The sequence below is a fragment of the Paraburkholderia phymatum STM815 genome (assembly GCF_000020045.1).
In the GTDB taxonomy this organism is placed as follows: Bacteria; Pseudomonadota; Gammaproteobacteria; order Burkholderiales; family Burkholderiaceae; genus Paraburkholderia; species Paraburkholderia phymatum.
On sequence record NC_010622.1, the window covers coordinates 1,084,292 to 1,109,965 of the forward strand.

General features: G+C 64.5%; 21 protein-coding genes. 16 read left to right on the forward strand and 5 right to left on the reverse strand.

Annotated features, from left to right (window positions below; genetic code table 11):
- Positions 1-9: 9 nt before the first annotated feature.
- The 8 genes from BPHY_RS04915 to BPHY_RS04950 all read left to right on the forward strand — a co-directional run bounded on the left by BPHY_RS04915 (position 10) and on the right by BPHY_RS04950 (position 8,894).
- A complete protein-coding gene (locus tag BPHY_RS04915; RefSeq protein WP_012400376.1) occupies positions 10-1,191 on the forward strand; it encodes an acetyl-CoA C-acetyltransferase in 1,182 nt (393 codons plus the stop codon).
- Between the two features lie 173 nt (positions 1,192-1,364).
- Complete coding sequence (locus BPHY_RS04920) at positions 1,365-2,105, forward strand: 3-ketoacyl-ACP reductase (RefSeq protein WP_012400377.1); 741 nt, start codon at positions 1,365-1,367, stop codon at positions 2,103-2,105.
- 148 nt (positions 2,106-2,253) lie between these two features.
- The gene (gene phaR / locus BPHY_RS04925; RefSeq protein WP_012400378.1) at positions 2,254-2,832 is read left to right on the forward strand and encodes a polyhydroxyalkanoate synthesis repressor PhaR; all 579 of its coding nucleotides are present in this window, start codon (positions 2,254-2,256) and stop codon (positions 2,830-2,832) included.
- Positions 2,833-3,214: 382 nt separating this feature from the next.
- The gene (rimO, locus tag BPHY_RS04930; RefSeq protein WP_012400379.1) at positions 3,215-4,606 is read left to right on the forward strand and encodes a 30S ribosomal protein S12 methylthiotransferase RimO; all 1,392 of its coding nucleotides are present in this window, start codon (positions 3,215-3,217) and stop codon (positions 4,604-4,606) included.
- A 4-nt stretch (positions 4,607-4,610) separates the two neighbouring features.
- Entirely contained in the window at positions 4,611-5,549 is a 939-nt protein-coding gene (locus tag BPHY_RS04935; RefSeq protein WP_012400380.1) for a sugar kinase, read from the forward strand.
- A 171-nt stretch (positions 5,550-5,720) separates the two neighbouring features.
- Positions 5,721-6,905: a beta-ketothiolase BktB gene (gene bktB / locus BPHY_RS04940; protein WP_012400381.1), complete on the forward strand. Its 1,185-nt coding sequence runs from the start codon at positions 5,721-5,723 to the stop codon at positions 6,903-6,905.
- Between the two features lie 155 nt (positions 6,906-7,060).
- The gene (locus tag BPHY_RS04945) at positions 7,061-7,669 is read left to right on the forward strand and encodes a hypothetical protein (RefSeq protein WP_012400382.1); all 609 of its coding nucleotides are present in this window, start codon (positions 7,061-7,063) and stop codon (positions 7,667-7,669) included.
- Positions 7,670-7,709: 40 nt separating this feature from the next.
- On the forward strand, positions 7,710-8,894 hold the full coding sequence (locus BPHY_RS04950; protein ID WP_012400383.1) for a cystathionine beta-lyase: 1,185 nt from the start codon (positions 7,710-7,712) through the stop codon (positions 8,892-8,894).
- 87 nt (positions 8,895-8,981) lie between these two features.
- Here the strand turns inward: BPHY_RS04950 and serB are convergent, their stop codons facing one another.
- Positions 8,982-9,821, reverse strand: a complete 840-nt coding sequence (serB, locus tag BPHY_RS04955) for a phosphoserine phosphatase SerB (protein WP_012400384.1) — start codon at positions 9,819-9,821, stop codon at positions 8,982-8,984.
- A 183-nt stretch (positions 9,822-10,004) separates the two neighbouring features.
- On the opposite strand from serB, the gene BPHY_RS04960 reads away from it, so the two are divergent.
- The 4 genes from BPHY_RS04960 (at position 10,005) to BPHY_RS04975 (ending at position 15,707) form a co-directional block, all read left to right on the forward strand.
- Complete coding sequence (locus BPHY_RS04960; RefSeq protein WP_012400385.1) at positions 10,005-11,228, forward strand: cytochrome P450; 1,224 nt, start codon at positions 10,005-10,007, stop codon at positions 11,226-11,228.
- 183 nt (positions 11,229-11,411) lie between these two features.
- Positions 11,412-12,386, forward strand: a complete 975-nt coding sequence (ku, locus tag BPHY_RS04965) for a non-homologous end joining protein Ku (RefSeq protein ID WP_012400386.1) — start codon at positions 11,412-11,414, stop codon at positions 12,384-12,386.
- Between the two features lie 67 nt (positions 12,387-12,453).
- Positions 12,454-15,318: a DNA ligase D gene (gene ligD / locus BPHY_RS04970; RefSeq protein WP_012400387.1), complete on the forward strand. Its 2,865-nt coding sequence runs from the start codon at positions 12,454-12,456 to the stop codon at positions 15,316-15,318.
- A 74-nt stretch (positions 15,319-15,392) separates the two neighbouring features.
- Positions 15,393-15,707, forward strand: a complete 315-nt coding sequence (locus BPHY_RS04975) for a hypothetical protein (protein ID WP_012400388.1) — start codon at positions 15,393-15,395, stop codon at positions 15,705-15,707.
- 17 nt (positions 15,708-15,724) lie between these two features.
- Here the strand turns inward: BPHY_RS04975 and BPHY_RS04980 are convergent, their stop codons facing one another.
- Positions 15,725-16,699 carry a LysR family transcriptional regulator gene (locus BPHY_RS04980; protein WP_012400389.1) on the reverse strand — a complete coding sequence of 325 codons (975 nt, stop codon included), beginning with the start codon at positions 16,697-16,699 and terminating at the stop codon, positions 15,725-15,727.
- A 164-nt stretch (positions 16,700-16,863) separates the two neighbouring features.
- Between BPHY_RS04980 and BPHY_RS04985 the strand changes: the two genes are divergently transcribed.
- Both BPHY_RS04985 and BPHY_RS04990 read left to right on the forward strand, forming a co-directional pair.
- Complete coding sequence (locus tag BPHY_RS04985) at positions 16,864-17,880, forward strand: zinc-binding alcohol dehydrogenase family protein (protein WP_012400390.1); 1,017 nt, start codon at positions 16,864-16,866, stop codon at positions 17,878-17,880.
- A gap of 197 nt (positions 17,881-18,077) precedes the next feature.
- A complete protein-coding gene (locus tag BPHY_RS04990) occupies positions 18,078-18,638 on the forward strand; it encodes a DUF6013 family protein (RefSeq protein WP_012400391.1) in 561 nt (186 codons plus the stop codon).
- Between the two features lie 86 nt (positions 18,639-18,724).
- Here BPHY_RS04990 and BPHY_RS04995 read toward each other — a convergent pair whose 3' ends face one another.
- A complete protein-coding gene (locus BPHY_RS04995) occupies positions 18,725-19,531 on the reverse strand; it encodes an ABC transporter permease (protein WP_012400392.1) in 807 nt (268 codons plus the stop codon).
- Positions 19,528-20,268, reverse strand: a complete 741-nt coding sequence (locus BPHY_RS05000; RefSeq protein ID WP_012400393.1) for an ABC transporter ATP-binding protein — start codon at positions 20,266-20,268, stop codon at positions 19,528-19,530. Before BPHY_RS05000 ends, BPHY_RS04995 begins: the two co-directional genes overlap by 4 nt.
- 94 nt (positions 20,269-20,362) lie before the next feature.
- On the opposite strand from BPHY_RS05000, the gene BPHY_RS05005 reads away from it, so the two are divergent.
- The gene (locus BPHY_RS05005; RefSeq protein WP_041763303.1) at positions 20,363-22,819 is read left to right on the forward strand and encodes an AsmA family protein; all 2,457 of its coding nucleotides are present in this window, start codon (positions 20,363-20,365) and stop codon (positions 22,817-22,819) included.
- Positions 22,820-22,958: 139 nt separating this feature from the next.
- Here BPHY_RS05005 and BPHY_RS05010 read toward each other — a convergent pair whose 3' ends face one another.
- The gene (locus BPHY_RS05010; protein ID WP_012400395.1) at positions 22,959-23,456 is read right to left on the reverse strand and encodes a hypothetical protein; all 498 of its coding nucleotides are present in this window, start codon (positions 23,454-23,456) and stop codon (positions 22,959-22,961) included.
- A gap of 507 nt (positions 23,457-23,963) precedes the next feature.
- Here BPHY_RS05010 and BPHY_RS05015 point away from each other — a divergent pair.
- Entirely contained in the window at positions 23,964-25,574 is a 1,611-nt protein-coding gene (locus BPHY_RS05015) for a sensor histidine kinase (protein WP_041763746.1), read from the forward strand.
- Positions 25,575-25,674 lie beyond the last annotated feature (100 nt).

Below are 25,674 nucleotides of genomic sequence, written 5' to 3' on the forward strand. Positions count from 1 at the left end.
GAAACTCAAATGACTGACGTAGTGATCGTATCGGCGGCCCGTACGGCTGTCGGCAAATTCGGTGGGTCGCTGGCGAAGATTGCGGCGCCGGAACTGGGCGCCACGGTGATCCGTGCCGTGCTGGAGCGCTCGGGCCTGAAGCCCGAGCAGGTGAGCGAAGTCATTCTGGGCCAGGTGCTCGCGGCAGGCTCGGGCCAGAACCCGGCGCGTCAATCGCTGATCAAGGCCGGTCTGCCGATGGCGGTGCCGGGTATGACCATCAACAAGGTGTGCGGCTCTGGCCTGAAGGCGGTGATGCTCGCCGCCAACGCGATCATCGCGGGCGACGCGGACATCGTCGTTGCGGGCGGCCAGGAAAACATGAGCGCCGCGCCGCACGTGCTGCCGGGCTCGCGCGACGGCTTCCGCATGGGCGACGCGAAGCTGATCGACACGATGATCGTCGACGGCCTGTGGGACGTGTACAACCAGTACCACATGGGCGTGACGGCCGAGAACGTCGCGAAGGAATACGGCATCACGCGCGAAGATCAGGACGCGTTCGCCGCGCTTTCGCAGAATAAGGCGGAAGCCGCACAGAAGGCCGGGCGCTTCGATGATGAAATCGTGCCGGTCCAGATTCCGCAGAAGAAGGGCGACCCGCTGTCGTTCGCGACGGACGAATTCGTGCGCCACGGCGTCACGGCCGAAGCGCTCGCTGGACTGAAGCCGGCATTCTCGAAGGAAGGTACGGTGACGGCGGCCAACGCGTCGGGCATCAACGACGGCGCGGCGGCTGTCGTCGTGATGTCGGCGAAAAAGGCCGAGGCGCTGGGGCTCACGCCGCTCGCGCGCATCAAGGCTTACGCGAACGCGGGCGTCGATCCGAAAGTGATGGGCATGGGACCCGTGCCGGCATCGCGCCGCTGTCTGGAGCGTGCAGGCTGGAGCGTGAACGACCTCGACCTGATGGAAATCAACGAGGCATTCGCGGCGCAGGCGTTGGCGGTGCACAAGCAGATGGGCTGGGATCAGTCGAAGATCAACGTGAACGGCGGCGCGATCGCGATCGGCCACCCGATCGGCGCATCCGGTTGCCGGATTCTCGTCACGCTGCTGCACGAAATGCAGAAGCGCGACGCGAAGAAGGGCCTGGCGTCGCTGTGCATCGGCGGCGGCATGGGCGTGGCGCTCGCAGTCGAGCGTCCGTAAGAGGACGTTTCACGAGGAGGCCGTCACGCGGCTGGTGTCCCATCGAGGGCGATCGGCAGCGTGACGCGGTCCGGTGCGCGTCGCGTGAGCGAGCGAGCGGCCTGCATCCGGGACCTTGGAAGGCGAAGCACGAGGCGGCTGGCGTCTCGTAAAACGATAATGGAGTGTGTTTTATGTCACAACGAATTGCGTACGTAACAGGCGGCATGGGTGGCATCGGCACGAGCATTTGCCAGCGTCTGCATAAAGATGGCTTCAAGGTGATCGCGGGCTGCGGCCCCAACTCGCCGCGCCGCGTGAAGTGGCTCGAAGATCAGAAGGCGCTTGGCTTCGACTTTGTTGCTTCCGAAGGCAACGTGGGCGACTGGGAGTCGACCAAGGCCGCGTTCGACAAGGTGAAAGCAGAAGTCGGCGAAATCGATGTGCTGGTGAACAATGCGGGCATCACGCGCGACGTCGTGTTCCGCAAGATGACGCATGAAGACTGGACGGCCGTGATCGACACGAACCTGACCAGCCTCTTCAACGTGACGAAGCAGGTGATCGACGGCATGGTCGAGCGTGGCTGGGGCCGCGTGATCAACATTTCGTCGGTAAATGGCCAGAAAGGTCAGTTCGGTCAAACGAACTACTCGACCGCGAAGGCGGGCATTCACGGTTTCACGATGGCGCTCGCGCAGGAAGTGGCCACCAAGGGCGTGACGGTCAACACCGTTTCGCCGGGCTACATCGGCACGGACATGGTGAAATCGATTCGCGCCGACGTGCTGGAAAAAATCGTCGCGACGATTCCGGTGCGCCGTCTCGGCACGCCGGATGAAATCGGGTCGATCGTCGCATGGCTGGCATCGGACGAGTCGGGCTTCTCGACGGGGGCTGACTTCTCTCTGAACGGCGGCCTGCATATGGGCTGATCCGTGAGCGTCCTATCTTGTCGCAGCATGGGCAAAGCAGGACGTTGCATGGTTCAGATGTTTCTGGCGGCGTCTTGCACGCGCAGCGTCAAGCTGTGCGTGCGACAGGACGCCGTTTCTGCGCTTCATTCGCGCTCAAAGGCGTTACATGACCACTACTACAAAGAAAACAGCCGAACGACTCATTAAGAAATATCCGAACCGTCGACTGTACGATACAGAGACCAGCACTTACATCACGTTGACCGATGTAAAGCAGCTCGTGCTGGATCAGGAGGATTTCAAGGTCATCGATGCCAAGAGCAACGAAGACCTGACGCGCAGCATTCTGCTGCAGATCATTCTGGAAGAAGAGAGCGGCGGCCTGCCGATGTTTTCGTCGCTGATGCTGTCGCAGATCATCCGTTTCTACGGGCACGCGATGCAAGGCATGATGGGCACCTACCTGGAAAAGAACATCCAGGCGTTCATCGATATCCAGAACAAGCTCGCGGACCAGTCGAAAGGCCTATACGAAGGCAAGACGATGAATCCGGAAGTCTGGTCGCAGTTCATGAACATGCAGGCCCCGATGATGCAGGGGATGATGACGAGCTATATCGAGCAGTCGAAGAACATGTTCGTGCAGATGCAGGAGCAGATGCAGAACCAGGCGAAGACGATGTTCAGCTCGTTCCCGTTTACGCAGCCTGCGCCGCAGGGAAATCCGGAACCGGAAAAGAAATAGGGCGGTGTATTCCGTCGGTCGTTTTGATCTGTGTCTGCCTGGGTGGCGAGCCGGGCAGACCAGTACGCGGTGTATGTTTCGTTTTTCGGCGGATGGGCGTCGATTCGTGCGCGGCGCCTGCGGCCATTGAGCTGCCCGGAGCGCGCGAGCAGCCTCCGCCGTCCTCGCGACGCCTCGGCGCCCGCCGCCACGGTATAATATGAGGTTGCTTGCGCGGGGGGCCGCCGATTCCCACACAATCCGCACGGCCCCATTTCGCCCACGGCCCTCACTACGGGGGCGCCGCTCGGTGCGCCTCGTTTGCCGAGATGCCGGCGTTCGGGTTGCATGCCCAAGCCCTCGCACATCGCGTCACTCATCGCTTCTCGCCGGACCATTCTCTATGTCGCAGACTTCGATCTCCTCCGCACCGACCGCTTTGACTCCGAAGGTCGGATTCGTCTCACTCGGATGCCCCAAAGCGCTTGTCGATTCCGAACAGATCATCACCCAACTGCGTGCCGAGGGTTACGAAATCTCCGGCACGTATGACGGCGCGGATCTCGTCGTCGTGAACACCTGCGGATTCATCGACGAAGCCGTGCAGGAAAGTCTCGACGCGATCGGCGAAGCGCTGAACGAAAACGGCAAGGTAATCGTCACCGGCTGCCTCGGCGCGAAGCAGAGCGCGAGCGGCTCGAACCTGATCGAGGAAGTGCACCCGAAGGTGCTCGCTGTGACGGGCCCGCATGCCGTCGGCGAAGTGATGCAGGCCGTGCACAGCCATCTGCCGAAGCCGCACGATCCGTTCGTCGACCTCGTGCCCGCTGCGGGCGTCAAGCTCACGCCGCGTCACTATGCGTATCTGAAGATCTCCGAAGGCTGCAATCACCGCTGCACGTTCTGCATCATCCCGTCGATGCGCGGCGACCTTGTGTCGCGTCCCGTCGCCGAAGTCATGCTGGAAGCGGAAAACCTGTTCAAGTCGGGCGTGAAGGAACTGCTTGTCATCTCGCAGGACACGAGCGCGTACGGCGTCGACGTCAAATACCGCACGGGCTTCTGGAACGGCAAACCCATCAAGACGCGCATGACCGACCTCGTCGGCGCGCTCGGCGAACTGGCCGCGCAGTATGGCGCGTGGGTGCGTCTGCATTATGTGTATCCGTATCCGAGCGTCGACGAAGTGATTCCGATGATGGCGGAAGGTTCTTTCAAGGGCCACGTGCTGCCGTATCTGGATGTGCCGTTCCAACACGCGCATCCCGAAGTGCTCAAGCGCATGAAGCGCCCCGCGAACGCCGAAAAGGTGCTCGAACGCGTGCGTGCATGGCGCGAGATCTGCCCGGACCTGACCATCCGCAGCACGTTCATCGCGGGCTTTCCCGGTGAGACGCAAGAGCAGTTCGAAACGCTGCTCGACTTCATTCGCGAGGCGGAACTGGATCGCGTCGGGTGCTTTGCGTATTCGCCCGTCGAAGGCGCGACGGCCAACGAACTCGACGGCGCGCTGCCCGACGAAGTGCGCGAAGCACGCCGCGCGCGCTTCATGGAAGTCGCGGAACAGGTGTCGGCCAAGCGCATGGCGCGCAAGGTCGGCAAGACGCTGAAGGTGCTCGTCGACGAAATCAATCCCGATGGCGGCATTGGCCGCACGGCGGCGGATGCGCCCGAGATCGACGGCGTCGTCTATATCGCGCCCGCGACGAAGGCGTCGAAGCGCTACAAGGTCGGCGATTTCGTGTCGGTGAAAATCACGGGCGCGGACGGCCACGACCTGTGGGGCGAGGTCTGACGCGATGACGTCGAACGCGACCGCCAGCACGCCGTCCATCCTCGCGCTCGGCGAGGCGATGGTCGAATTCAACCAGTCGGAAAAAAATCAGCCGACATATCTGCAAGGCTTCGGCGGCGACACGTCGAATTTCTGCATCGCGGCTGCGCGGCAGGGTGTGTCGGCGGGCTTCGTGTCCGCCGTCGGCAACGACCAGTTCGGCCGTCTGCTGCTCGACTTGTGGCAGCACGAGCACGTCGATACGTCGTATGTGCATGTCGACGATCAGGCGCCGACGGGCGTGTATTTTGTATCGCACGGTCCGTCTGGCCATCAGTTCGACTATCTGCGTGCGGGATCGGCCGCGAGCCGCTACGCGCCGCGTGATCTGCCGCTCGATGCGATCGCTGCCGCCAAGGTCATCCATCTGTCGGGTATCAGTCTCGCCATCGGCGTGAACGCGTGTGACGCGGCGCTCGCCGCCATCGCACACGCGCGTGCGAACAAGGTGCTGGTGAGCTTCGACACGAACCTGCGTCTCAAGCTGTGGCCGCTCGCCCGGGCGCGTGCGGTGATGCTCGAAGCGATCCGCCACACGGACATCTGTCTGCCCAGTTGGGACGACGTGACGGAACTGACGGGCATCACGGCGCGCGACGGCATCGTCGATTTCCTGCTGGCGCAAGGACCGCGTGTGGTCGCCCTGAAGCTCGGCAAGGAAGGTTCATATATCGCGACGCCGCAAGCGCGCCGCGTCGTGCCCGGCCACGTCGTCAATGCCGTCGACGCGACGGGTGCGGGCGACTGTTTCGGCGGTGCATTCATCGCGCGCATCGTGGCGGGCGACGATCCGTTCCAGGCAGCGCGTTATGCGAACGTCGCGGCCGCGCTGTCGACGCAAGGCTTTGGCGCAGTCGCGCCGATTCCCGATCGGGCGACCGTCGAGAAACTGCTCGGCGTCTGAGCACATGCGGCGCATCCGGTCGCACCTCGTCGCCGCCGTAGCGGCACAATAGCGCCAGACGCGCAGATTTCCGCGCGCACATCCGGCAACGCCGGTAGTGCAAAGGCAAGATCACACGCGGCGGCAACGCCGCGCGCGATATCCAACTGAGACAAAGAAGAGGAGCAAGCGATGCAACGTGAAGTAGTGGTAGTGAGCGGTGTCCGCACAGCCATCGGCGACTTCGGCGGCAGCCTGAAAGACTTCGCGCCGACGGATCTCGGTGCGCGTGTCGTACGCGAGGCCTTGTCGCGGGCGAACGTCGCCGGCGACGAAGTCGGCCATGTCGTGTTCGGCAGCGTGATCCACACCGAACCGAAGGACATGTACCTCGCGCGCGTCGCGGCCATCAATGGCGGCGTGTCGCAGCACGCGCCCGCGCTGACCGTGAACCGGCTGTGCGGCTCGGGCCTGCAGGCAATCGTGTCGGCCGCGCAGTCGGTGCTGCTAGGCGATACGGACGTCGCGATCGGCGCAGGCGCGGAAAGCATGAGCCGCGCGCCGTACATCATGCCGTCGGCGCGTTTCGGCCAGCGCATGGGCAACGCGAGCATCGTCGACATGATGCTCGGCGCGCTGCACGATCCGTTTCAGACGATCCACATGGGCGTGACGGCCGAAAACGTCGCGAAGAAGTACGACATCTCGCGCGACGCGCAAGACGCACTCGCGCTCGAATCGCACCATCGCGCGGCCAAGGCGATTGAAGCCGGCTACTTCAAGGAACAGATTCTGCCCATCACGATTGCGTCGAAGAAGGGCGACACCGTGTTCGACACGGACGAGCACGTGCGCCTGAACGCCACCGCCGACGATTTTTCGAAACTGAAACCCGTGTTCGCGAAGGAAAACGGCACGGTGACGGCGGGCAACGCGTCGGGCATCAACGACGCGGCGGCGGCCGTCGTGCTGATGGAGCGCAGCGTCGCCGAAAAGCGCGGCATGAAGCCGCTCGGCAGGCTGGTCGCTTACGCGCATGCGGGCGTCGACCCGAACTACATGGGCATCGGCCCCGTGCCCGCGACGCAGAAGGTGCTCGAACGCGCTGGCCTGACGGTCGCGGATCTCGACGTGATCGAGGCGAACGAAGCGTTTGCCGCGCAGGCTTGCGCCGTCAGCAAGGAACTCGGCCTCGATCCCGCGAAGGTGAACCCGAACGGCTCGGGCATTTCGCTCGGCCACCCCATCGGCGCGACGGGCGCGCTGATCACCGTGAAGGCGTTGTATGAGCTGCAGCGCATCGGCGGACGTTATGCGCTCGTGACGATGTGTATCGGCGGCGGGCAAGGCATCGCCGCGATCTTCGAGCGGATTTGATCCGCTCATCCGGGACAGGGCGGCCGCCGCGCCGCCCCGTTGCTGAACGAACTTACCGGTCGAAGGGGGTTCGCGACGCCGTGCGCACGAGGCGGCATCGAACATGATTGAGCCGGTTAAAAGGAAACAACGAGGAAACAACGAGGAAACAACGGATGCAGGAAACAAGGTCGAAATCCAGGGCGCTGCGGCTCGCAAGGATCGCGGCCGCGGCATGCATCGCCATAGCGGCGCTGCCAGGCGCGGCGCATGCGCAAAGCGATGCCGTCAAACAGCTGGCGGCGCCACCCGCGATCCAGTTGCCGCTGAAGCCCAGCCCCGAATTCGCGAAGTTTCCGCAATACGCGGGCACGCTCGGCAAACGGCAGATCGTGTTGCGCCTCGGCGCGAAGACGGATCGCGACGATGCGGGCGGGGTCCACGGCGAATATCAGTACGCCGATACGGCCGAAGTGATTCTGATCGCGGGCGACCGCGACGGCGACACGCTCGAAGTCGAGGAGTCGAACGACGGCACGCACATCACGGGCAACTGGGTCGGCAAGTTTGCTGCCGACGGCTCGCTCGAAGGCGAGCGCATGAACGTCGACGACTCCGAGCCGCTCGAATTTTCGCTGCGGCCGCTCGCTGCGGGACACAAGGCGCCTGGGGCGGCAGCGCAGAGCGCAGCGGCGCCTGTTCAGGCGCAGAAGCCGGCCCCGCAGCCCGCCCCGTCTCGCGGGCAGCCCGTCAATGGTGTGAGCAATCTGACGATAGGCGAATAAGCGCCGCGCTTATCACTGACGAATCCAACTTTATCTGACCATGACTCCAAAGACTCCGAAGCACGGCTTGCAGACCCGTATTGTCCAGCCGACCGATCAGATGACACCCGGTTGGGAATCGTTTTCTGTGCCCGTGGCGCGGGCGTCGACGGTCGTGTTTCCCGACCTCGCGACCATGCGTGCGCTCGACTGGAAGAACGACGCGCAATGGCGCTACGGCCTGCACGCGACGCCGACGTCGATCGCGCTCGCGCAGCGGCTCGCGGCGCTCGAAGGCGGCAATCACGCGCTGTTGCAGCCGTCCGGCCTGTCGTCGATCTCGAACGTCTACTTCGGCCTCGTCAAATCGGGCGACGACGTGCTGATTCCCGACAACGTTTACTCGCCGAACCGCGATCACGCGGAATGGCTCGCGAAAGACTTCGGCATCAGCGCGCGCTACTACGATCCGATGATCGGCGCGGGCATCGCCGATCTGATCCAGCCGAACACGAAGCTGATCTGGCTCGAAGCGCCCGGCTCGGTGACGATGGAAGTGTCGGATATTCCCGCCATCACGGCCGTCGCCCGTGCGCGCGGCGTGGTCACGGCGATCGACAACACGTGGTCGGCGGGTCTCGCATTCCGTCCGTTCGATCACGGCGTCGACATTTCGATGCAGGCGCTCACGAAGTATCAGTCGGGCGGCAGCGACGTGCTGATGGGCGCGACCATCACCGTGGACCGCGAACTGCATCTGAAGCTGAAGCTGGCGCGCATGCGCATGGGCATCGGCGTGTCGGCGGACGATTGCTCGCTGATCCTGCGCAGCCTGCCGTCGATGAAAGTGCGCTTCGAGCAGCACGACAGAAGCGCACTCGAACTCGCCACCTGGCTGAAAACGCGGCCCGAAATCGCCACCGTGCTGCATCCGGCGTTGCCGGACTGTCCGGGGCACGCATTCTACAAGCGCGACTTCACGGGCGCGGGCGGACTCTTTTCGGTCGTGTTCGACGCGCGTTACACGCCGGAGCAGATCGACACGTTTTGCGAATCGCTGGAACTGTTCTCGCTGGGCTGGAGCTGGGGCGGCGCGCAAAGTCTCGCGATGCCGTACAACGTCGCGTCGATGCGCACCGAATCGAAATGGCCGCATCGCGGCACGCTGGTGCGCTTCTACGTCGGTCTTGAGGACGAAGCGGATCTGCGCAAAGATATCGAGCGCTGTCTCGTCGCGCTGGGCTGAACGCGTCACACTTCATCGAAGCACGAACAACAAGCCCGCTCGATATCGAGCGGGCTTTTTCACCTGTGCCGTCGCAGCAAGCTGCGATCAGAACAGCCGCAACAAGCCGTCGAGCCCGACATGATTGAACGCGACGCTCGCCGCTTCGCGCACCACAGGCTTCGCGCGGAATGCGACGGACAGGCCCGCCGCCGCCATCATCTTCAGATCATTCGAGCCGTCGCCCATCGCGATTGCGCGCGCGGGTTCAAAGCCGAGTTTGTCGCACGCTTCGCGCAGCGTGCGGGCCTTCACGTCGGCGTTGACGATCTCGCCCAGCACACGCCCCGTCAGCTTGCCGTCGACGATTTCGAGCGTGTTGGCGCGCGCGAAATCGAGGCCGAGACGCGTCTGCAGTTTCTCGGTGAAGAAGGTGAAGCCACCCGACACCAGCAGCGTCTTCATACCCGCAGCCTTCGCGCCCGCCAGCATCTGTTCCGCGCCCGGCGACAGTTGCAGCCGCTCCTCATAGACCTTTTCAAGCGCGCTCGCATCGAGGCCCTTCAGCAGCGCGACGCGGCGCGTGAGACTCTCGTTGAAGTCCTTGATCTCGCCGCGCATCGACGCTTCCGTGATCGCGGCGACTTCCGCTTTTAGCCCGCAAAAATCTGCGATTTCGTCGACGCACTCGATCGTGATCAGCGTCGAATCCATGTCCATCGCGACGAGGCCGAAATCCGTCAGACGGCGGCCCGCTTCGACGAACGCATAGTCGAGCGCATGCGCGCTGCAGTAGACCTCGAGGTCGGCACGCTGCCCGACGTCGGCATTGTCGATGCGCACGGCGCACGGATCGAAGGCGGAGAGCGTCTCCCCGCGCGACAGCGCGAGCAGCGGCTTGTGGTGTTCGGCGGCAATTGGGGTGACGCTTTGGATGACGAGATTCATGTCGACGCGGGAAGTGGCAACAGCACAGGCAATGGACGGCCAGCAAGCGGGCGCGGAAAATCCGCCTATTGTAACGGTTCCGCTCTCGTTGCCCGGCTATCTCGGGACACCCGCGGCATGGTTCATACTGGTGCCTCGAACAATCAGCTGCTATAGCGGCGAAGATAACGTCAGGAGACACACATGAACCCGTCCCGCGAGGCCGGCATTGCCCGCGCTTTCGATCTACAGCATCTCGACGCGTCGTTTCATGCGGACCCGTATCCCTTCTATCACGCGCTGCGCACGCACGAGCCCGTCAAGCGGATGCCGGACGGGTCGCTCTTTCTCACGCGCTATCGCGACGTGCAGGCCGTCTATCGCGATCCGAAGACGTTCAGCTCCGACAAGAAGGTCGAATTCGCGCCGAAATACGGAGCGACGCCGCTCTTCGAGCATCATACGACGAGCCTCGTCTTCAACGATCCGCCGCTGCACACGCGCGTGCGCAAGCTGATCGCAGGCGCGCTGACGGCGCGCGCGATCGCCGCGATGGAAGACGGGCTCGTGCGACTCGTCGACGGCCTGCTGGATAGTGCGGCCGCGCGTGGCGAGATCGATCTGATCGGCGATTTTGCGGCCGCGATTCCCGTCGAAGTGATCGGCAATCTGCTCGACGTGCCGCACGACGAACGCGCGCCGTTGCGCGCCTGGTCGCTCGCGATTCTCGGCGCGCTCGAACCTGCGCTCACCCCCGCGCAGCACGAACGCGGCAATCGCGCGGTGACGGAGTTCGTTGCGTATCTGGAGGACCTCGTTGCGCGACGCCGCGCGGCGCCCGGCGACCCGCAGCATGACGTGTTGACGCGTCTGATAGTGGGCGAGGCGGGTGGCGAACAGTTGTCCGAAGTCGAACTCCTGCAAAACTGCATCTTCATCCTGAACGCCGGCCACGAAACGACGACCAACCTGATCGGCAACGGCCTCGTCACATTGAGCAGCTGGACGGAAGAACGTGCCGCGTTGCTGCGCGAGCCGGAACTGATCGAGAGCGCCGTCGAAGAGTGCCTGCGGTTCGAGAGTTCGAACCAGCTCGGCAACCGGATGACCATGCGCGATACCGAAATCGGCGGCGTGCCGGTGACGGCGGGCACGCCCGTCACGCTGTGCATCGGCGCGGCGAACCGCGATCCCGAGCAGTTCGCCGAACCCGACCGCTTCGATATCCGTCGCACGCCGAACCGGCATCTCGCGTTCGGCTTCGGCATTCATCAGTGCGCGGGTCTGTCGCTTGCGCGGCTCGAAGCGCGGATTGCAATCGGGCGTTTCGTGCGGCGCTTTCCGTCATATCGGCTGAGCGGCGCGCCCACGCGCGGCGGACGCGTCCGGTTTCGCGGCTTTGCGGCCGTGCCGTGTGCGGTCGAATGAAAGCGTACGAACGCATGCTCGGGCGTCCGTAGCTTTTTCCGCAGAGAAGCAAGTCTTACAGCGCGCTCGCGCTGCGCTGCCGCACACCGCATGCGCGACGTGCGTGGCGACGCGCCACGACGCTTGGGCACGCTTGGTGCTTCGCATGGAAATCAATCTAGAGATCAACTTCGGGAGCGCGCGATGGCTCACATGATCTGGAAAGGCGCGATCAGCTTCGGTCTCGTCCATGTGCCCGTACAACTGTATCCGGCCACGAAGTCGGAGAAGGTCGGCTTCAATCTGCTCGACAAACGCTCAATCGATCCCATCGGTTATCGGCAGATCAACAAGCGCACGGGTAAGGAAGTGACGCGCGAGAACATCGTGCGCGGTTTCGAGTATGAGAAGGACAAATACGTCGTGCTGACGGACGAAGAGATTCGCGCGGCGAACCCGGAGTCGACGCAGACGGTCGACATCATTGCGTTCGTCGAAGCGCCCGAGATACCGTTTCTCTATCTCGACACGCCGTACTACCTGACGCCTGACCGCAAGGGCGAGAAGGTCTATGCGTTGCTGCGCGACGCGATGAAGGCGACGGGCAAGATCGGCGTCGCGAATGTCGTGATGCACAACAAGCAGCATCTGGCCGCGCTGATTCCCGTCGGGCCGATGCTCGCGCTGAACACGCTGCGCTGGGCCGAGGAGGTGCGTCCGTTCGACGAGTTCAAGCTGCCCGACGAAAATGCCAGGAAGTCGGGCGTGACGGCGCGCGAACTGGACATGGCGAAAAAGCTGATCGACGACATGAGCGGCAAGTGGGATCCCGCCGACTACAAGGACACGTTCCGCGACGACATCCTCGCGCTCGTCGACAGGAAGGTGCAGGCGGGCATGACGGAAGAGGTGATGGAGGTCGAAACGCCGCGAGAAACGCGGGCTTCGGCGGATATTCTCGACTTGTCCGATCTGCTCAAGCGTAGCCTCGGCCGCGGCGCAAAAGGCAAGCCCGCAGCGCGCGCTGCAGCGAGCGACGACAGTGAGGAGCAGGACGCCGCGCCCGCGAAACGTCGCGCGGCAGCGAAGAAAGCCACGCGACGCACGACCGGGACGGCCACGCGCAAGAGCACGTCCGGCGGCGCCTCCCGTACGGCTCGCAAGCGGCGCGCGGCCTGAACACGGTGCGCGCCGCTGACCGGGCGGGCAACGGCAAGTGCCACGCAACAGGAAAGCGCATTCGATCATGACCGACAAGCTCGAGACCTATCATCGCAAGCGACGCTTCAATGAAACGCCAGAGCCGTCGGGCGTTGCCACACGCGGAAACGGCAGGCAGGCCGCCAAGCCGGCGCCCCCGGGAAAAGCAGCCAGGCAGCACGACCTGTCGTTCGTGATCCAGGAGCACGACGCGCGGCGTCTGCACTACGACTTCCGTCTCGAACTCGACGGTACCTTGAAGTCATGGGCGGTGCCGAAGGGGCCGAGCCTCGATCCATCGGTCAAACGGCTCGCGGTGCATGTCGAAGATCATCCCATCGAATACGGCTCGTTCGAGGGCGACATTCCCGAGGGTAATTACGGCGCGGGTTCCGTGATCGTCTGGGATCGCGGCACATGGGAACCCGTCGGCGGCGAAGCGGGCGCGCGCGACGCGTACGCGGCGGGCAAGCTCAAGTTTCATCTGAAGGGTCACAAGCTGCACGGCGGCTGGACGCTCGTGCGCAGCCATATGCGCGGCAGCGGCGACAAGGAGCAATGGCTGCTCATCAAGGAGCGCGATGACGAGGCGCGCAGCGAAGCCGACTTCGACGTGCTCGAACAGCGGCAGGGCAGCGTGCTGTCGGATGCACCGGGCGCGCGCGGCGGTGCAAAAGGAGCGGCCCGACCCGTCGCCGGCAAATGGAAGACCAGGGAAGAGCGTGCGAACGCGTCGGTCAGGGCGTCGAAGGCGGCGGCGTCACGCAGGGCCAAAGGCACGCCCGACGATCGCCCCGACATCGTCGCGACGCGCAACTCGCAGTCGCTGCGAGAACTCGCGCAGCATCCGTCGATCGAAGGCGCGGTCGAGGCGAAGCTGCCTGCCGCGCTCAAGCCGCAGCTCGCGACGCTCGTCGACAGCGCGCCGGCCGGCGACGACTGGCTTTACGAGATCAAGTTCGACGGCTACCGCATCCTGGCGCGCATCGATCACGCATCGAAGGAGCCCGTGAAGATTTTCACGCGTGCGGGCAACGACTGGAGCGCGAAGTTCGGCAAGCAGGTGAAGGCGATTGCGCGCGTCGGTGTGGGCAGCGCGTGGCTCGACGGCGAAGCGGTGGTGCTCGACAGCCACGGCGTGCCGGATTTCCAGGCGCTGCAAAATGCCTTCGATGCGAACCGTCCGCAAGACATCACGCTCTATCTGTTCGACTTACCGTATCTCAACGGCTACGACTTGCGCGGCGTGCCGCTCGAACAGCGTCGCGCGATCCTGCGCGCGCTGCTCGACACCGTCGACGACGACACATTGCGCTTCTCGTCCGACTTCGGCTTCGACGCCGATCAGTTGCTGAAGAGCGCATGCGACATGCAGCTGGAAGGCATCATCGGCAAGCGCCGCGACAGCCTGTATGTGTCGGGCCGCTCGCCCGCGTGGATCAAGCTCAAGTGCCGGCGCCGGCAGGAGTTCGTGATCGGCGGCTATACGGAACCGGCGGGCAGCCGCGAGGCGTTCGGCGCGCTGCTGCTCGGTGTATATGACGCGAAGGGACAGCTGCAATACGCGGGGCGAGTCGGCACGGGTTTCGATGCAAGCCGGTTGCGCTCCATCAAGAAGGAACTGGACGGGCGCGAAACGGCGACGATGCCGTTCGCGAGCGAGCCGCGCGAACGAAGCCGCACGCGCGTGCATTGGGTGAAGCCCGAACTCGTCGCAGAATGCAACTTCGCGGAATGGACGAGCGACGGCGTCGTGCGGCAGGCGTCGTTCGTCAGTCTGCGCAGCGACAAGCCCGCGCAACAGATCGTCCATGAAGCGCCACGCAAGGGGGCTGACGTGCAACATATCGCGGAAGAATCGGGTGCCGGGCAGACGAAGACGTCGACGGCGAAACAGCGGGTGTCGAAGATGCCGGATGTTCGGGACGCGCCCAAGACCACAACGAAGCGCGCGGGCGCGTCTTCAACCAGCGTCGGCAGTGCCGCCGCGAAATCGTCCGGCAAGACGGGTGCGGCGACCGTCTCTGGCGTACGCATCTCGCATCCCGACCGCGTAATCGACAAGAGCACCGGCGTGCGCAAGCTCGAACTCGCTGAATACTACGCATCGGTTGCGACGTGGATGCTTCCGTATCTGAAGGACCGCCCCGTTGCGCTCGTGCGAGCGCCGGAGGACATCGGCGGCGAGCTGTTCTTCCAGAAGCACAGCCAGAGGCTCGCGATCCCGAACATCACGCAGCATCCCGGACTGGACCCCGGTCATCCGCCGCTGCTGACGATCGAGAGCGAAGCGGCGCTGGTCGGCGCAGCGCAGATGGGCACGATCGAACTGCACACGTGGAACGCGGTGGCCGCGAACATCGAGAAGCCGGACCGCATGGTGTTCGATCTCGACCCGGACCCGGCGCTCGGCTGGAAGCGGATGATCGAAGCAGCGCAGCTCACGCGCGAGCTGCTCGCCGAACTAGGCCTTGAGTCGTTTTGCAAGACGAGCGGCGGCAAGGGGCTGCACGTCGTCGTGCCGATCGCGAAGCAGCTGGGCTGGGACGACGTGAAGGTGTTTTCGCAAGCCGTCGCGCAGCATATGGCGACCGCGCTGCCGAAACACTTCGCTGCGAAGATGGGCGCGCAGAACCGCAAGGGCAAGATTTTCGTCGACTATCTGCGCAACAACCGCGGTTCGAGCACCGTCTGCGCGTACTCGCTACGCGCGCGTCCTGGCCTGGGGGTGTCGGTACCGCTCACGTGGGATGAAGTGCCCGAGACCACGGCAGGCGATCAATGGAACATCGCGAACGTCCATGAGCGGCTCGACGCGCTGAAGCGCGATCCGTGGGCCGATTACGCGAAGACCCGGCAGCGCATCACAGCCGCCATGCGGCGCAGGCTCGATACGGCGGAACGCGATTGAGCGGCGGTGTATGGCGGACGACGCAAGACCGCGAGGCGGCCCCACGTCATCGCATGCATTCGAGGGAGAGCATCATGAAGACATCACAGCAACACGCGACGGGCGACGAGCACGAAGCGCACGCGACGCGTCCCGAAGGCAACGATCGATCGAACGTGCGCAAGCATCCGTTCGGCGAACAGGCCGCGCCTGTGCCGCACGAATCCGATCAGAGCACGGAATCGCAGAATGAGCACGAGCCGCGCGGCATCGGCAAGCAGGCGCATCGCGATCTCGAGCACGGATTGGAAGATACCGACCGGCGCGGCGGCGGCGACTATCAGGAGCGCACGCAGAACGATGCGCATGCCAACGAAAATTCCGCGGGGACGAACGACAAGCGCCGTTGAGCGCGGCGCGCGGGCATTCAGCGCGCGTTCCGGTTGCTATCGCTGTCCCCGCTGTCCCAATACGGCGGATCGCCGAAGTGCGCGGCGAGGAAGTCGATGAACGCGACCGTCTTCGGTGGCACGAAGGCGCGCGACGGATACACTGCCCAGATCGCGACCGTTTCGGCGAGCGGATAGGACTCGAGCACGGTCACCAGCTCGCCGCTGCGCAGATAGGGCGCCACGTCCCACGTCGATTTCAGCGCGATACCGAATCCCGCCAGCAGCGCATCGCGAATGACTTCGCCGTTGTCGGTCGCGAGGCGTCCGCCGACGCGTACGCTCAGCGGCCCCGCGGGCGTGACGAACGACCAGTCGCGCTGATCGGCGAGGATCACGCATTCGTGCTGCGCGAGATCGGACGGATGATGCGGCGTGCCGTGTTCGGCGAGATACGACGGCGCGCAGCAGATCACACGGCGGTTTGCCGCGAGGCGCCGCGCGACCAGCGTCGAATCCTTCAGCGCGCCCAGCCGGATCCCCACATCGACGCCGGCATCGACGAGATCGACGATGGTGTCGGTGAGCCGCAAGTCGACGCTCACGCCGGGATAGCGCCGCAAGAACGCTGCGATCACGGGCGACACATGCTGCCGCCCGAACGACGACGGCATCGACACGCGCAGCCGACCCTGCGGCTCGGCCTGTCCGCGCCCGACGGAAGCACGCGCGGCGGCTGCCGCGTCGAGCAGCGTCTCGGCGCGCGCCATGAACACCTCACCTTCCTGCGTGAGGCTGACGCGACGCGTCGTCCGATGCAGCAGACGCGCCCCCAGCAGTTTTTCCAGGTTCGCGATCCGAGCGCTGGCGACGGCGGGCGACAAGCCGAAATCGCGTCCCGCCGCCGACACGTTCGCGAGCAAGGCGGCGCGCACGAACAGCGCGACGTCGAGCAGATCGAGCCGGTCGCGCTCGGCGGACGCCCCGGGCGCCATGTGGGAAAGCGTGGTCATCGATTATTTGGATATTTCAGAAAATGTTTCAGTGATTATGTTGGTTCTCGCAGCGTAAAGAGTTTTCTACAGTGGAGTCAACGCGAGCGGCTTCACTTTGAACCCGTGCCATGCCGCCGTTTGCGAAACCGTTCAGGACACACCACACGAATCAAGGAGCCGTCATGAAAGCCGTTGGACTGACTCATTACCTTCCCATCGACAATCCCGAGTCGCTTGTCGACATCGAGATCGACAAGCCACAGCCGGTGGGTCATGACATTCTCGTGAAAGTCGAGGCGATTTCCGTGAACCCGGTGGACTACAAGGTCCGCGCGCCGAAGGACACTGTTGAGAAGACGCCGCGTGTGCTCGGTTGGGATGCGTCGGGGGTTGTCGAAGCCGTCGGACCCGACGTGACGCTTTTCAAGCCAGGCGACCCGGTGTTCTACGCGGGCAGCATTACGCGACCGGGCGCGAACAGCGAGTTTCATCTCGTCGACGAGCGCATTGTGGGCCGCAAGCCGGCGTCGCTGGATTTCACGCATGCTGCCGCGTTGCCGTTGACGGCGATCACCGCGTGGGAAGCGCTGTTCGACCGTCTGGGCGTGTCGCCGCAGGGTGCGGATGCGGGCAAGACGGTGCTGATTATCGGCGGCGCGGGCGGGGTGGGCTCGATCGGCATCCAGCTGGCTAAGCGGCTGGCGAAGCTGATGGTGATTGCGACAGCGTCGCGGCCCGAGTCGGCGAGATGGGCGAAGGAGCTGGGCGCGGATCATATCGTCGATCACTTCGGCGACATGCCTGCGCAACTGAAGCAGATCGGCTTCGAGGAGGTCGATTACGTGTTGATGTTCAACGACACCGATCGTCATTTTCCGGCGGCGGCTGCCGTCATCAAGCCGCAGGGTGGAATTGCGACGATCGTGGAGAATGCGAAGCCGGTTCCTGTGGAACTGTTGAAGGCGAAGAGCGCGGCGTTTCATTGGGAGTTCATGTTCACGCGATCGATGTTCGGCACACCGGACATGATCGAGCAGCATAAGTTGCTGACGGAGGTTTCGCGTCTGATCGACGCGGGGATCTTGCGGACCACGGTTGGGGAGCATCTCGGCAAGATCAATGCCGAGAATGTGCGGCGCGCGCACAAGCTGCTCGAGGAGGGGCGGGCGATTGGGAAGTTGGTGTTGACAGGGTTTTGATCCTTGTCCGCGGCGTTAGTCGCAGACAAAGAAAAAACACTGCGCTGACAAGCGGGGGAAACACCGCGCCACACACGCCACGCTTGGCGTTAGACTTCACGTGCATCAGGAAGAAAAACCGCTGTGAGGCAAACGGCGCGATCGGCGACAACACAGCACCAGATGCCCAAGCAGCTGCCCAACAACGAGGTGACAGTATGAGCATCAGCGTCAAACTTCCCGCCGTTTCTGTTGTGGCTTCTCTCGCATGCGCAACGCTTGCGCTCGCCGTATTGCCGGCGCGCGCGGCCACGCCGATCACCGTCACGTCCCAGGCAGCCACGGACGGGCCCATCCGCTACACGGTCAAAGTCACGTCGAAGCAGTTCGGCAATTCGCAGGAAACGCGCACCATCCGTTCGGGCGAATCGGACGACTTCACGTGGAAAACCGTGCCGCCCGGCGGCCCCGTCGCCGTCGACAGCGATTGCCCCGACCTGGCGTCGCTGCCCCTCGACCCCAACGGCGCAATGATCCGGCAGACGCAGATCCGCTTCGCACCCGTCGTTGCGAAAGACGGCACCGCGACCGTGCAGATGAACTTCCAGGCACAAACGCCCAAGGGCACCAAGATCGTGTCGAACAACGGCAAGTCGCTCAAGTGTCCCAACTATACGAGCGTGAGCCAGGTGCTGCGCTTCACGATGCCGACCAACGGCAGCACCAAGACGCTCACGCTCAGCGACGGCTCGCAGGTGGCAGTGTCGGCGAAACGCTAATCCACACGTGGCTGCATGCGGCGTGCATGACACGGATGTCACGCGCCGTCATACGAATCGAAGTGAAAGCGCGTCCGTGGCCAGCGTCAACTGCGTCCCGGATGCCGCTCGACCAACCGCGACGCCAGAAACCGGTGCTCTCGCGAGAATAGCCGCGTGTAGGTGAGCAGAACGGCGCCCACTGTGCCGAGTGCCGATGCCGCCGCGATCAGAAACATGATCACGATCTGGTAACGCACCGCCTGCACCGGCGACTGCCCGGCGAGCACCTGGCCCGTCATCATGCCGGGCAGACTCACCACGCCAACCACGGCCATCTGGTTCAGCGTCGGAATCATGCCCGCGCGCACGGCCTGGCGCGCCGGTCCCTGCGCCGCTTCCCAACGCGTCGCGCCGAGCGCCAGCGCCATGTCGACGCGGTCGCGGCGCGCCGTCAGTTCCTCCGTCATCCGCTCGATGCCGAGCGACACGCCCGTCAGCGTATTGCCGAGAATCATCCCGAGAATCGGAATCGCATATTGCGGCTCGTACCACGGGCGAATGCGGATCACGAGAAACAGTCCGACGGCGGCGACCAGCCACGCGCTGGCCCAGATCGACATGATGCTGTCCGCACGTTGACCCGCGTAGGTGCGCGTGCCGCGTCCCGCGCCGGCGAGTCCCGCGATCAGCGTCATCACGACCATCAGCGGCAGCACGACGTACCAGCGGTTATACGCGAACACCCACGCGAGCACATAGCCGATCGCCAGCAGCTGGACGACGGTTCGCACCGCGGCCCAGGCGAGCTTGCGTTCGAGATCGAGCTTCAGCGCCACCGACAGCGCGCCGTTCACGACGATCAGCAGCGCCGCCAGCGCGACGTCCCAGAGACTGAGGCTCTGCAGGCTCATCGCGAGGACTCCGTTACGTGAGCTAACGGCGCGGCATGCGGGTTGTCGAGGACGCCCGCGCGCATCGTCAGATGCCGGTTGTTGACGCGTGCCGCCTGCGCGGGATCGTGCGATACCCATAGCCACGCGCGCGCCCGCGGTGCGGCGTCGAACCACGCACGCACGAGTCCTTCGATCGCGAGCGCGGACTCGGGATCGAGCGACGCAGTGGGTTCGTCGAGCAGCAGCACGTCGGGCTCGAGTTGCAGCACGCGGATCAAGGCGGCGATCTGCGCTTCCCCGCCCGACAGCTCGCTCGCGAATCGATCGAGAAAATCGCTTGAGCGGCCCGCCTGCGACGCGAGCGCCGCCGCGCGCGCGCGATCGAAGCGCACGTCGCGATACGCATGCAGCGTGTACGGGTAGCGCAAGTTGTCTTCGACAGTGCCGTCGAGCAGCGCGGGACGCTGACGGATATACGCGACGTGGCGTCGATAGCGTGGGATCGTTGCGCGCGCAATCCGCTTGCCGCGCCATCGCACCTCGCCGCCATCGAGCGGATCGAGCAGCGCGAGCGCGCGCATGAACACGCTCTTGCCCGAACCCGACGGGCCCGTAATCGCGATGCGCTCGCCCGGGCGAATGGCGATGCGGGCTGGCTGCAGCAGCGTTTGGCCGCGCGTCGCATCGCGCCGCACGATGTCATGCGCGTCGACGATGGGCGCGTCCGTGGGAGTCGTATTGTGGGGCATGGTCATAGAAAACTGTCGCAGCGCATCATGATAACGAAGCGGACACGCGGGCACAGCACGTGCTGCGAAGTCGAATGACGAGGCATTCTCGGGAGCCCTCATGGCTGTGCTGCATTCGGCCCGCATGACGATCGGCAAGACGATAGGTAAGACGCTCGCATGGCTCATCGCCGCGTTGCTGATACTGATCGCGGTCCTCGTGATCTTCATTCTCACCTTCGACTGGAATCGCGCGCGGCCCTATGTGAACGAGAAGGTTAGCGAAGCGATCGGCCGGCCCTTCGCGATCGAAGGCGATCTGAAAGTCGGTTGGCGCCATCCCGTCGGCGAAACGGGCTGGCGCGCCTGGGTCCTGTGGCCGCGCTTTTCCGCGCAGAACATCACGATCGCCAATCCCGACTGGACGCGCCAGAAACACTTTGCGACGCTCGACGAGATCGACTTCCAGGTCAAGGTGCTGCCGCTGCTCGCGCACGACATCGTGATTCCCGCGATCAATCTGGTGAACCCCTCAGTCGATCTCGAGCGGCTGCTCGACGGACGCAACAACTGGACCTTCAAGCTGAAGTCGTCCGCCCAGCCGTCCGAGTGGAAGCTCGATCTGCACGACATCCAGTTGAACAAGGGCATGATTGCACTCTCGGATCAGCAGAAGAAGATCGACATGCAGGCGGTCGTCGATACGCTGGGTCAGCCGATACCCATCGGCGAAGCGCTGAAGCAGCAGCAAGAGGCGTCGCGCAAATCGTCGGCCGAAGTCGTCGGGCAACGGGGCGCAAAGCAACTGACCGCGCAGGCGAAGGCGGCATCCGGGGCATCGGCCGCGTCCGCGGTGGCGCCGGGTGCGCCCGCGTCGGGCGCGTCAACAACGGCATCCGAAGCGGCCGCCACGGCAGGCGCTGGCGCGTCGCCGGCCGTGCCTGCGAGTTCAACAGGCGCATCCGCGGGCACGGCTGTCGCGCCGCGGCAGACCGCGCCGCAGTACGGCATAGGCTGGACGGTGAAGGGTACCTACAACCGCTCGACCGTCTCGGGCAGCGGCAAGCTGGGCGGCGTGCTCGCGCTGCAGGACAGGTCGCGGCCTTTCCCCGTGCAGGCGGACGTGAAGGCGGGCGACTTGCGTATCGCGCTCGTCGGCACCGTCACCGATCCCGCCCATCTCGCCGCCGTGGACTTGCGGCTCTGGCTGCAGGGGACGAGCCTCGATCATCTCTACGATCTCACGGGCATCACGCTGCCGGAGACGCCACCGTACGCGACGGAAGGCCATCTGATCGGCACTTTCAAGCAGGGCGCGAGCGTGTTCCGGTATGAAAATTTTACAGGGCGGGTTGGCGGCAGCGATCTGAACGGAACACTCGTGTATACGCAGCGCCCGACGCGCCCGTTGCTCGAAGGGACGCTTGTCTCAAACTTGCTGCAGTTCAAGGATCTCGCGCCAGTCATCGGCGCGGACAGCAACGCGAGCAAGAAAAAGCGCGGCGACACCGCGCGCCAGCCATCGAACAAGGCGCTGCCGACGGAGCAGTTCAAGACCGACCGCTGGAAGGCAATCGACGCGAACGTGAAGTTCACGGGCCGTCGCATCATCAAGGATCCGGCGCTGCCCATCACGGATCTGTACACGCACCTCGTGATGACGGATGGTGTGTTGTCGATGGAGCCGCTGAAATTCGGCGTCGCGGGCGGCTCGCTCGCATCGGATATCCATCTCGACGGCAGTACGACGCCGCTCAAAGGCCGTTTCTCGACGCAGGCGCGCCATCTGAAACTCAAGCAGCTGTTGCCGACGGCGAAGACGATGCAGAGCGCGCTCGGCGAAATCAACGGCGATGCGGAGCTGTCCGCGACGGGCAATTCGCCCGCGGCGCTCGCGAGCACGTCGAACGGCGAAGTGAAGATGCTCGTCACGGATGGCACCATCAGTCTGCTGCTGATGGAAGCGGCGGGGCTGAATGTCGCGAACGTCGTCTACGAAAAGCTGTTCGGGGATCACGACGTGCAGATCAATTGCGCGGCCGCGGACTTCGTCGTGACGGACGGCGTGCTCGATTCGCGCGTGTTCGCGCTCGATACGCAGGACGCCGTGATCAATGTCGACGGCAAAGTGAACATGAAGGACGAGTCGATGGATCTCGGCGTGCATCCGCATACGAAGGGCTTCCGCGTTTTCACGCTGCGCTCGCCTCTCTACGTGAAAGGCACGTTCAAGGATCCGCACGTCGGCGTCAATGCGGCGGCGCTCGCGGTGCGCGGCGGCGCAATGATCGGCCTCGGTCTGATCAATCCGTTCGCTGCGCTGATCCCGCTGATTGCGCCGAGCAACAACAAGCCGCTGCCATGTCAGCAACTGATGACGGCGATGCAGGCCGAGCATCCGACCGCCCCGCCGCCGGGACAGCGCGAGAAAGGCGGCAAGGGCGTGAAGCTGCCCGCCGGAACGCCGGGCGCATCGGACGCGGCGCCGGCTTCCGCGCCGTCGAAGAAGCCGGCTGCGCCCGTCAATGGCGCGTCCTTGCCGGGACCCGCACACGCAGCGGATTACAAGGGAAGCTGATTAACGCGAGCGTTGTCCGCTCCGACCAGACGCTCCGACCAGACGCTCCGACCAGAACCGCCCGCAAAAGCGCCACGGCCGCGAATCTCGCGGCCGTGGCCGTGTCTCTGCGTGAACTGCGTGAGCGAGTGGATGGGATTCAGCGCAACGAGCGGGGCGTCGCGTCGCCCGCCGCATCCTGACGACGCATGCCACGCCGCGCGCTGGCCGCTGTGCGTGTCGCGCCGAACTCGGGCAGGATGCGCGCTCTGGCGCGGCTGGCAAACACAAGGAAGCCGAAGCCGTCCGCTTCGTACCAATAGCCGCCGTTCTCGAGTCCGTCGAGCGGCTGCTCGAGCGCGTTCGCAATCGATTCGATGCAGCGCCTGCGCAATTCGGCGACGGCGGGATAGGGCGGATGTGCGCCGCGCACGCTACATAACAGGACGTCGAGTCCCGGCAACACATGCGCGTACAGCACGGGCTCGTCCTGCGCGCGGGCGCGTGCAATCTTGGTGTCGAGCTGACCGAATGGCTTGAAGTGCCGCAGCACGGCGAGGAACGACTCGTCGCCGTCCACCTTCGCGCGCCTGCGCTTTTTCGGGAAGGACATAAAAACTCGCCTGAAAAAGAATTGCAAGAAACGCAGCGTCCTCATGCGACCACTCCCGGCTTCGCGCGCCGCACGTCGATCTTTTATAGCATACGAAAATGCCGGATACACGGTGATTCGTCTGTCTCACTCCATCGTCCGTGCGAATCAGGCCGAATCGCGTCGCCGTGCGCTTTCGCATCCCCTGTGCATCTGGTCTCAATAATAGACTCACCCGCGCTGGCCGTGTTTCCGGACCCGTAAAAAAAGACATTTTTATGTGCGCCAGCACCTTCTCGCGCGCATTGAAATATCCGTTGCACCCGTCGATAATGGCCGCGTCCCAGCGGCGGCGCGGCCTTCGACGCGTACGCGCGGGGTCTGCCAAGGGGCCCGCCCGGGCGCTGGACGCAGCGCATGAGTGAAAGTATCGATGGCGTTCGTTGTGGGGCGACGCTACGCGTGCGGCGCATAGCGATGATGCATGCGCACGACTCATCATTCGCGCGCCCATTCCACATGTCGGGAACGCGGCACGCAATGGACGTTCGTGCCGCACCGCGCCAGGCATCCATGAAACTGTTCACCAAAGGTCTACTGCTGATTGCGTTGCCGAGCGCCATCGAACTGGCGTTGCTCGGCGTCGTCTTCGACATGCAGACGAAAACGGCGGCCGCTGTCGAGCGTTCGTCGGACAGCAGGCAGATCCTGTATCAGGCTGCTGCGCTCGAAAACCCGGTGCTGCGGCAGGTTGCGCGTGTGCGCGCGGGGATCGTGGCAGGCGACGTGGCACTCATGGAACGTCATGCTGCGTGGGTCGATATCGGCGACCGGCTCGCGCGTCTCGAGCAGGCGGTCGCCGACACACCCGATCAGGCGTCGCGTGTGCAGCGCATGCGGGAGGCCGTCGACAGCTACCGGCAGCAGGCGCTGTCCGTCGCGCAGTCGCTGCGCACGGGTGCGACGATGAAGCCGTTCGTCACGCTTGAAGGCGGCGAGTTGCCCGCGCAGGTGGTGGCGTTTCGCGAGCAGTTGCATGGTTTCATCGACGAAGCATCGCGGCTCGAAGGCGAGCGCAACGCGACACTCGCCCGCACCCGCCAGCGTCAGCAATATTCGCTGGTGGGTGCCGTGATCGGCTCGATGCTGCTGTGGACAGGTACCGCGTTTGCGTTTGCGCGCGGCATCGGCAGGCGGCTCGACGTGCTGGCGGACAATGCGCAGCGGCTCGCCGACGGGCAGCCGCTGCCCGCGCCGCTGGCGGGCAACGATGAAATCGCGGCGCTCGACGCCGCGCTGCATCGCACGAGCGGGCAGTTGCGCATCGCGGAACAGAATCAGGGCGCACTCAAGGTCTCGCTGCAGGCGCGCACGGCGGAACTCGCGAGCGTCAACGAGACGCTGCGTCAGGAGACGCAGGACAACGAGATGTTTGTCTACAGCGTGTCGCACGATCTGCGTTCGCCGCTTGTCAACATGCAGGGCTTCTCGAAGGAACTTCAGGTTTCGTGCGACGAGCTGCGCGCGACGGTCGTCGCGGCGGGCCTGCCCGCCGACGAATACGAGCGGCTCGCGCATGTGCTGGACGGCGACGTGCAGGAATCGCTGCGCTTCGTGCGCTCGTCGGTGACGCGCGCAGCGGCCATCATCGAAGCGCTGTTGCGCATTTCGCGTGCGGGCCGGCTCGATTATCAGTGGCAGCGTGTGAACGTCGGGCGCGCGGTCGCCCGCGTCGTCGATGCGCTGCAGCCGCGCATCGACGAGCGTCATGCCATCGTCGTCGTCCACGCGCTGCCGACGGCATGGGGCGACCCGTCTGCGATTGAGCAGGTGTTCAGCCAGCTGCTGTCGAATGCGGTCAACTTTCTCGATCCGTCGCGGCCGGGGCGCATCGAAATCGGTGCGCTCGACGCGCAACAGGAAGACGGCGCGCACGACCCGGCGCCCCCCACGCGCACATACTTTGTGCGCGACAATGGACTGGGGATTCCCGCCGCGTATATGTCGAAAGTATTTCGTGCGTTCCAGCGGCTGCATGGCGATGTCGCGCACGGCGAGGGCGTCGGCCTTGTGCTCGTGCGGCGCACCGTCGAACGTCATGGCGGGCGGGTGTGGGTCGAATCGACGGAAGGCGCGGGCTCGACATTCTTCTTCACGCTGCCCGATCACCCGCTGCGCCACTGATCGTGAGCATCCGTGAAGCCGTGCGTCGCGGATGTGCAAACGTGCGAGATGCCGTCAGCCGACACCCCGCATAATATCGGGCAGTGGGTCGTACCATTGG

What these genes read in the sequence shown, in the direction of transcription:
- BPHY_RS04915 (WP_012400376.1), top strand. Translation starts at nt 10, where the DNA reads ATGACTGACGTAGTGATCGTATCGGCGGCCCGTACGGCTGTCGGCAAA.
- BPHY_RS04920 (WP_012400377.1), top strand. Translation starts at nt 1,365, where the DNA reads ATGTCACAACGAATTGCGTACGTAACAGGCGGCATGGGTGGCATCGGC.
- phaR (WP_012400378.1), top strand. Translation starts at nt 2,254, where the DNA reads ATGACCACTACTACAAAGAAAACAGCCGAACGACTCATTAAGAAATAT.
- rimO (WP_012400379.1), top strand. Translation starts at nt 3,215, where the DNA reads ATGTCGCAGACTTCGATCTCCTCCGCACCGACCGCTTTGACTCCGAAG.
- BPHY_RS04935 (WP_012400380.1), top strand. Translation starts at nt 4,611, where the DNA reads ATGACGTCGAACGCGACCGCCAGCACGCCGTCCATCCTCGCGCTCGGC.
- bktB (WP_012400381.1), top strand. Translation starts at nt 5,721, where the DNA reads ATGCAACGTGAAGTAGTGGTAGTGAGCGGTGTCCGCACAGCCATCGGC.
- BPHY_RS04945 (WP_012400382.1), top strand. Translation starts at nt 7,061, where the DNA reads ATGCAGGAAACAAGGTCGAAATCCAGGGCGCTGCGGCTCGCAAGGATC.
- BPHY_RS04950 (WP_012400383.1), top strand. Translation starts at nt 7,710, where the DNA reads ATGACTCCAAAGACTCCGAAGCACGGCTTGCAGACCCGTATTGTCCAG.
- serB (WP_012400384.1), bottom strand. Translation starts at nt 9,821, where the DNA reads ATGAATCTCGTCATCCAAAGCGTCACCCCAATTGCCGCCGAACACCAC.
- BPHY_RS04960 (WP_012400385.1), top strand. Translation starts at nt 10,005, where the DNA reads ATGAACCCGTCCCGCGAGGCCGGCATTGCCCGCGCTTTCGATCTACAG.
- ku (WP_012400386.1), top strand. Translation starts at nt 11,412, where the DNA reads ATGGCTCACATGATCTGGAAAGGCGCGATCAGCTTCGGTCTCGTCCAT.
- ligD (WP_012400387.1), top strand. Translation starts at nt 12,454, where the DNA reads ATGACCGACAAGCTCGAGACCTATCATCGCAAGCGACGCTTCAATGAA.
- BPHY_RS04975 (WP_012400388.1), top strand. Translation starts at nt 15,393, where the DNA reads ATGAAGACATCACAGCAACACGCGACGGGCGACGAGCACGAAGCGCAC.
- BPHY_RS04980 (WP_012400389.1), bottom strand. Translation starts at nt 16,699, where the DNA reads ATGACCACGCTTTCCCACATGGCGCCCGGGGCGTCCGCCGAGCGCGAC.
- BPHY_RS04985 (WP_012400390.1), top strand. Translation starts at nt 16,864, where the DNA reads ATGAAAGCCGTTGGACTGACTCATTACCTTCCCATCGACAATCCCGAG.
- BPHY_RS04990 (WP_012400391.1), top strand. Translation starts at nt 18,078, where the DNA reads ATGAGCATCAGCGTCAAACTTCCCGCCGTTTCTGTTGTGGCTTCTCTC.
- BPHY_RS04995 (WP_012400392.1), bottom strand. Translation starts at nt 19,531, where the DNA reads ATGAGCCTGCAGAGCCTCAGTCTCTGGGACGTCGCGCTGGCGGCGCTG.
- BPHY_RS05000 (WP_012400393.1), bottom strand. Translation starts at nt 20,268, where the DNA reads ATGACCATGCCCCACAATACGACTCCCACGGACGCGCCCATCGTCGAC.
- BPHY_RS05005 (WP_041763303.1), top strand. Translation starts at nt 20,363, where the DNA reads ATGGCTGTGCTGCATTCGGCCCGCATGACGATCGGCAAGACGATAGGT.
- BPHY_RS05010 (WP_012400395.1), bottom strand. Translation starts at nt 23,456, where the DNA reads ATGAGGACGCTGCGTTTCTTGCAATTCTTTTTCAGGCGAGTTTTTATG.
- BPHY_RS05015 (WP_041763746.1), top strand. Translation starts at nt 23,964, where the DNA reads ATGAAACTGTTCACCAAAGGTCTACTGCTGATTGCGTTGCCGAGCGCC.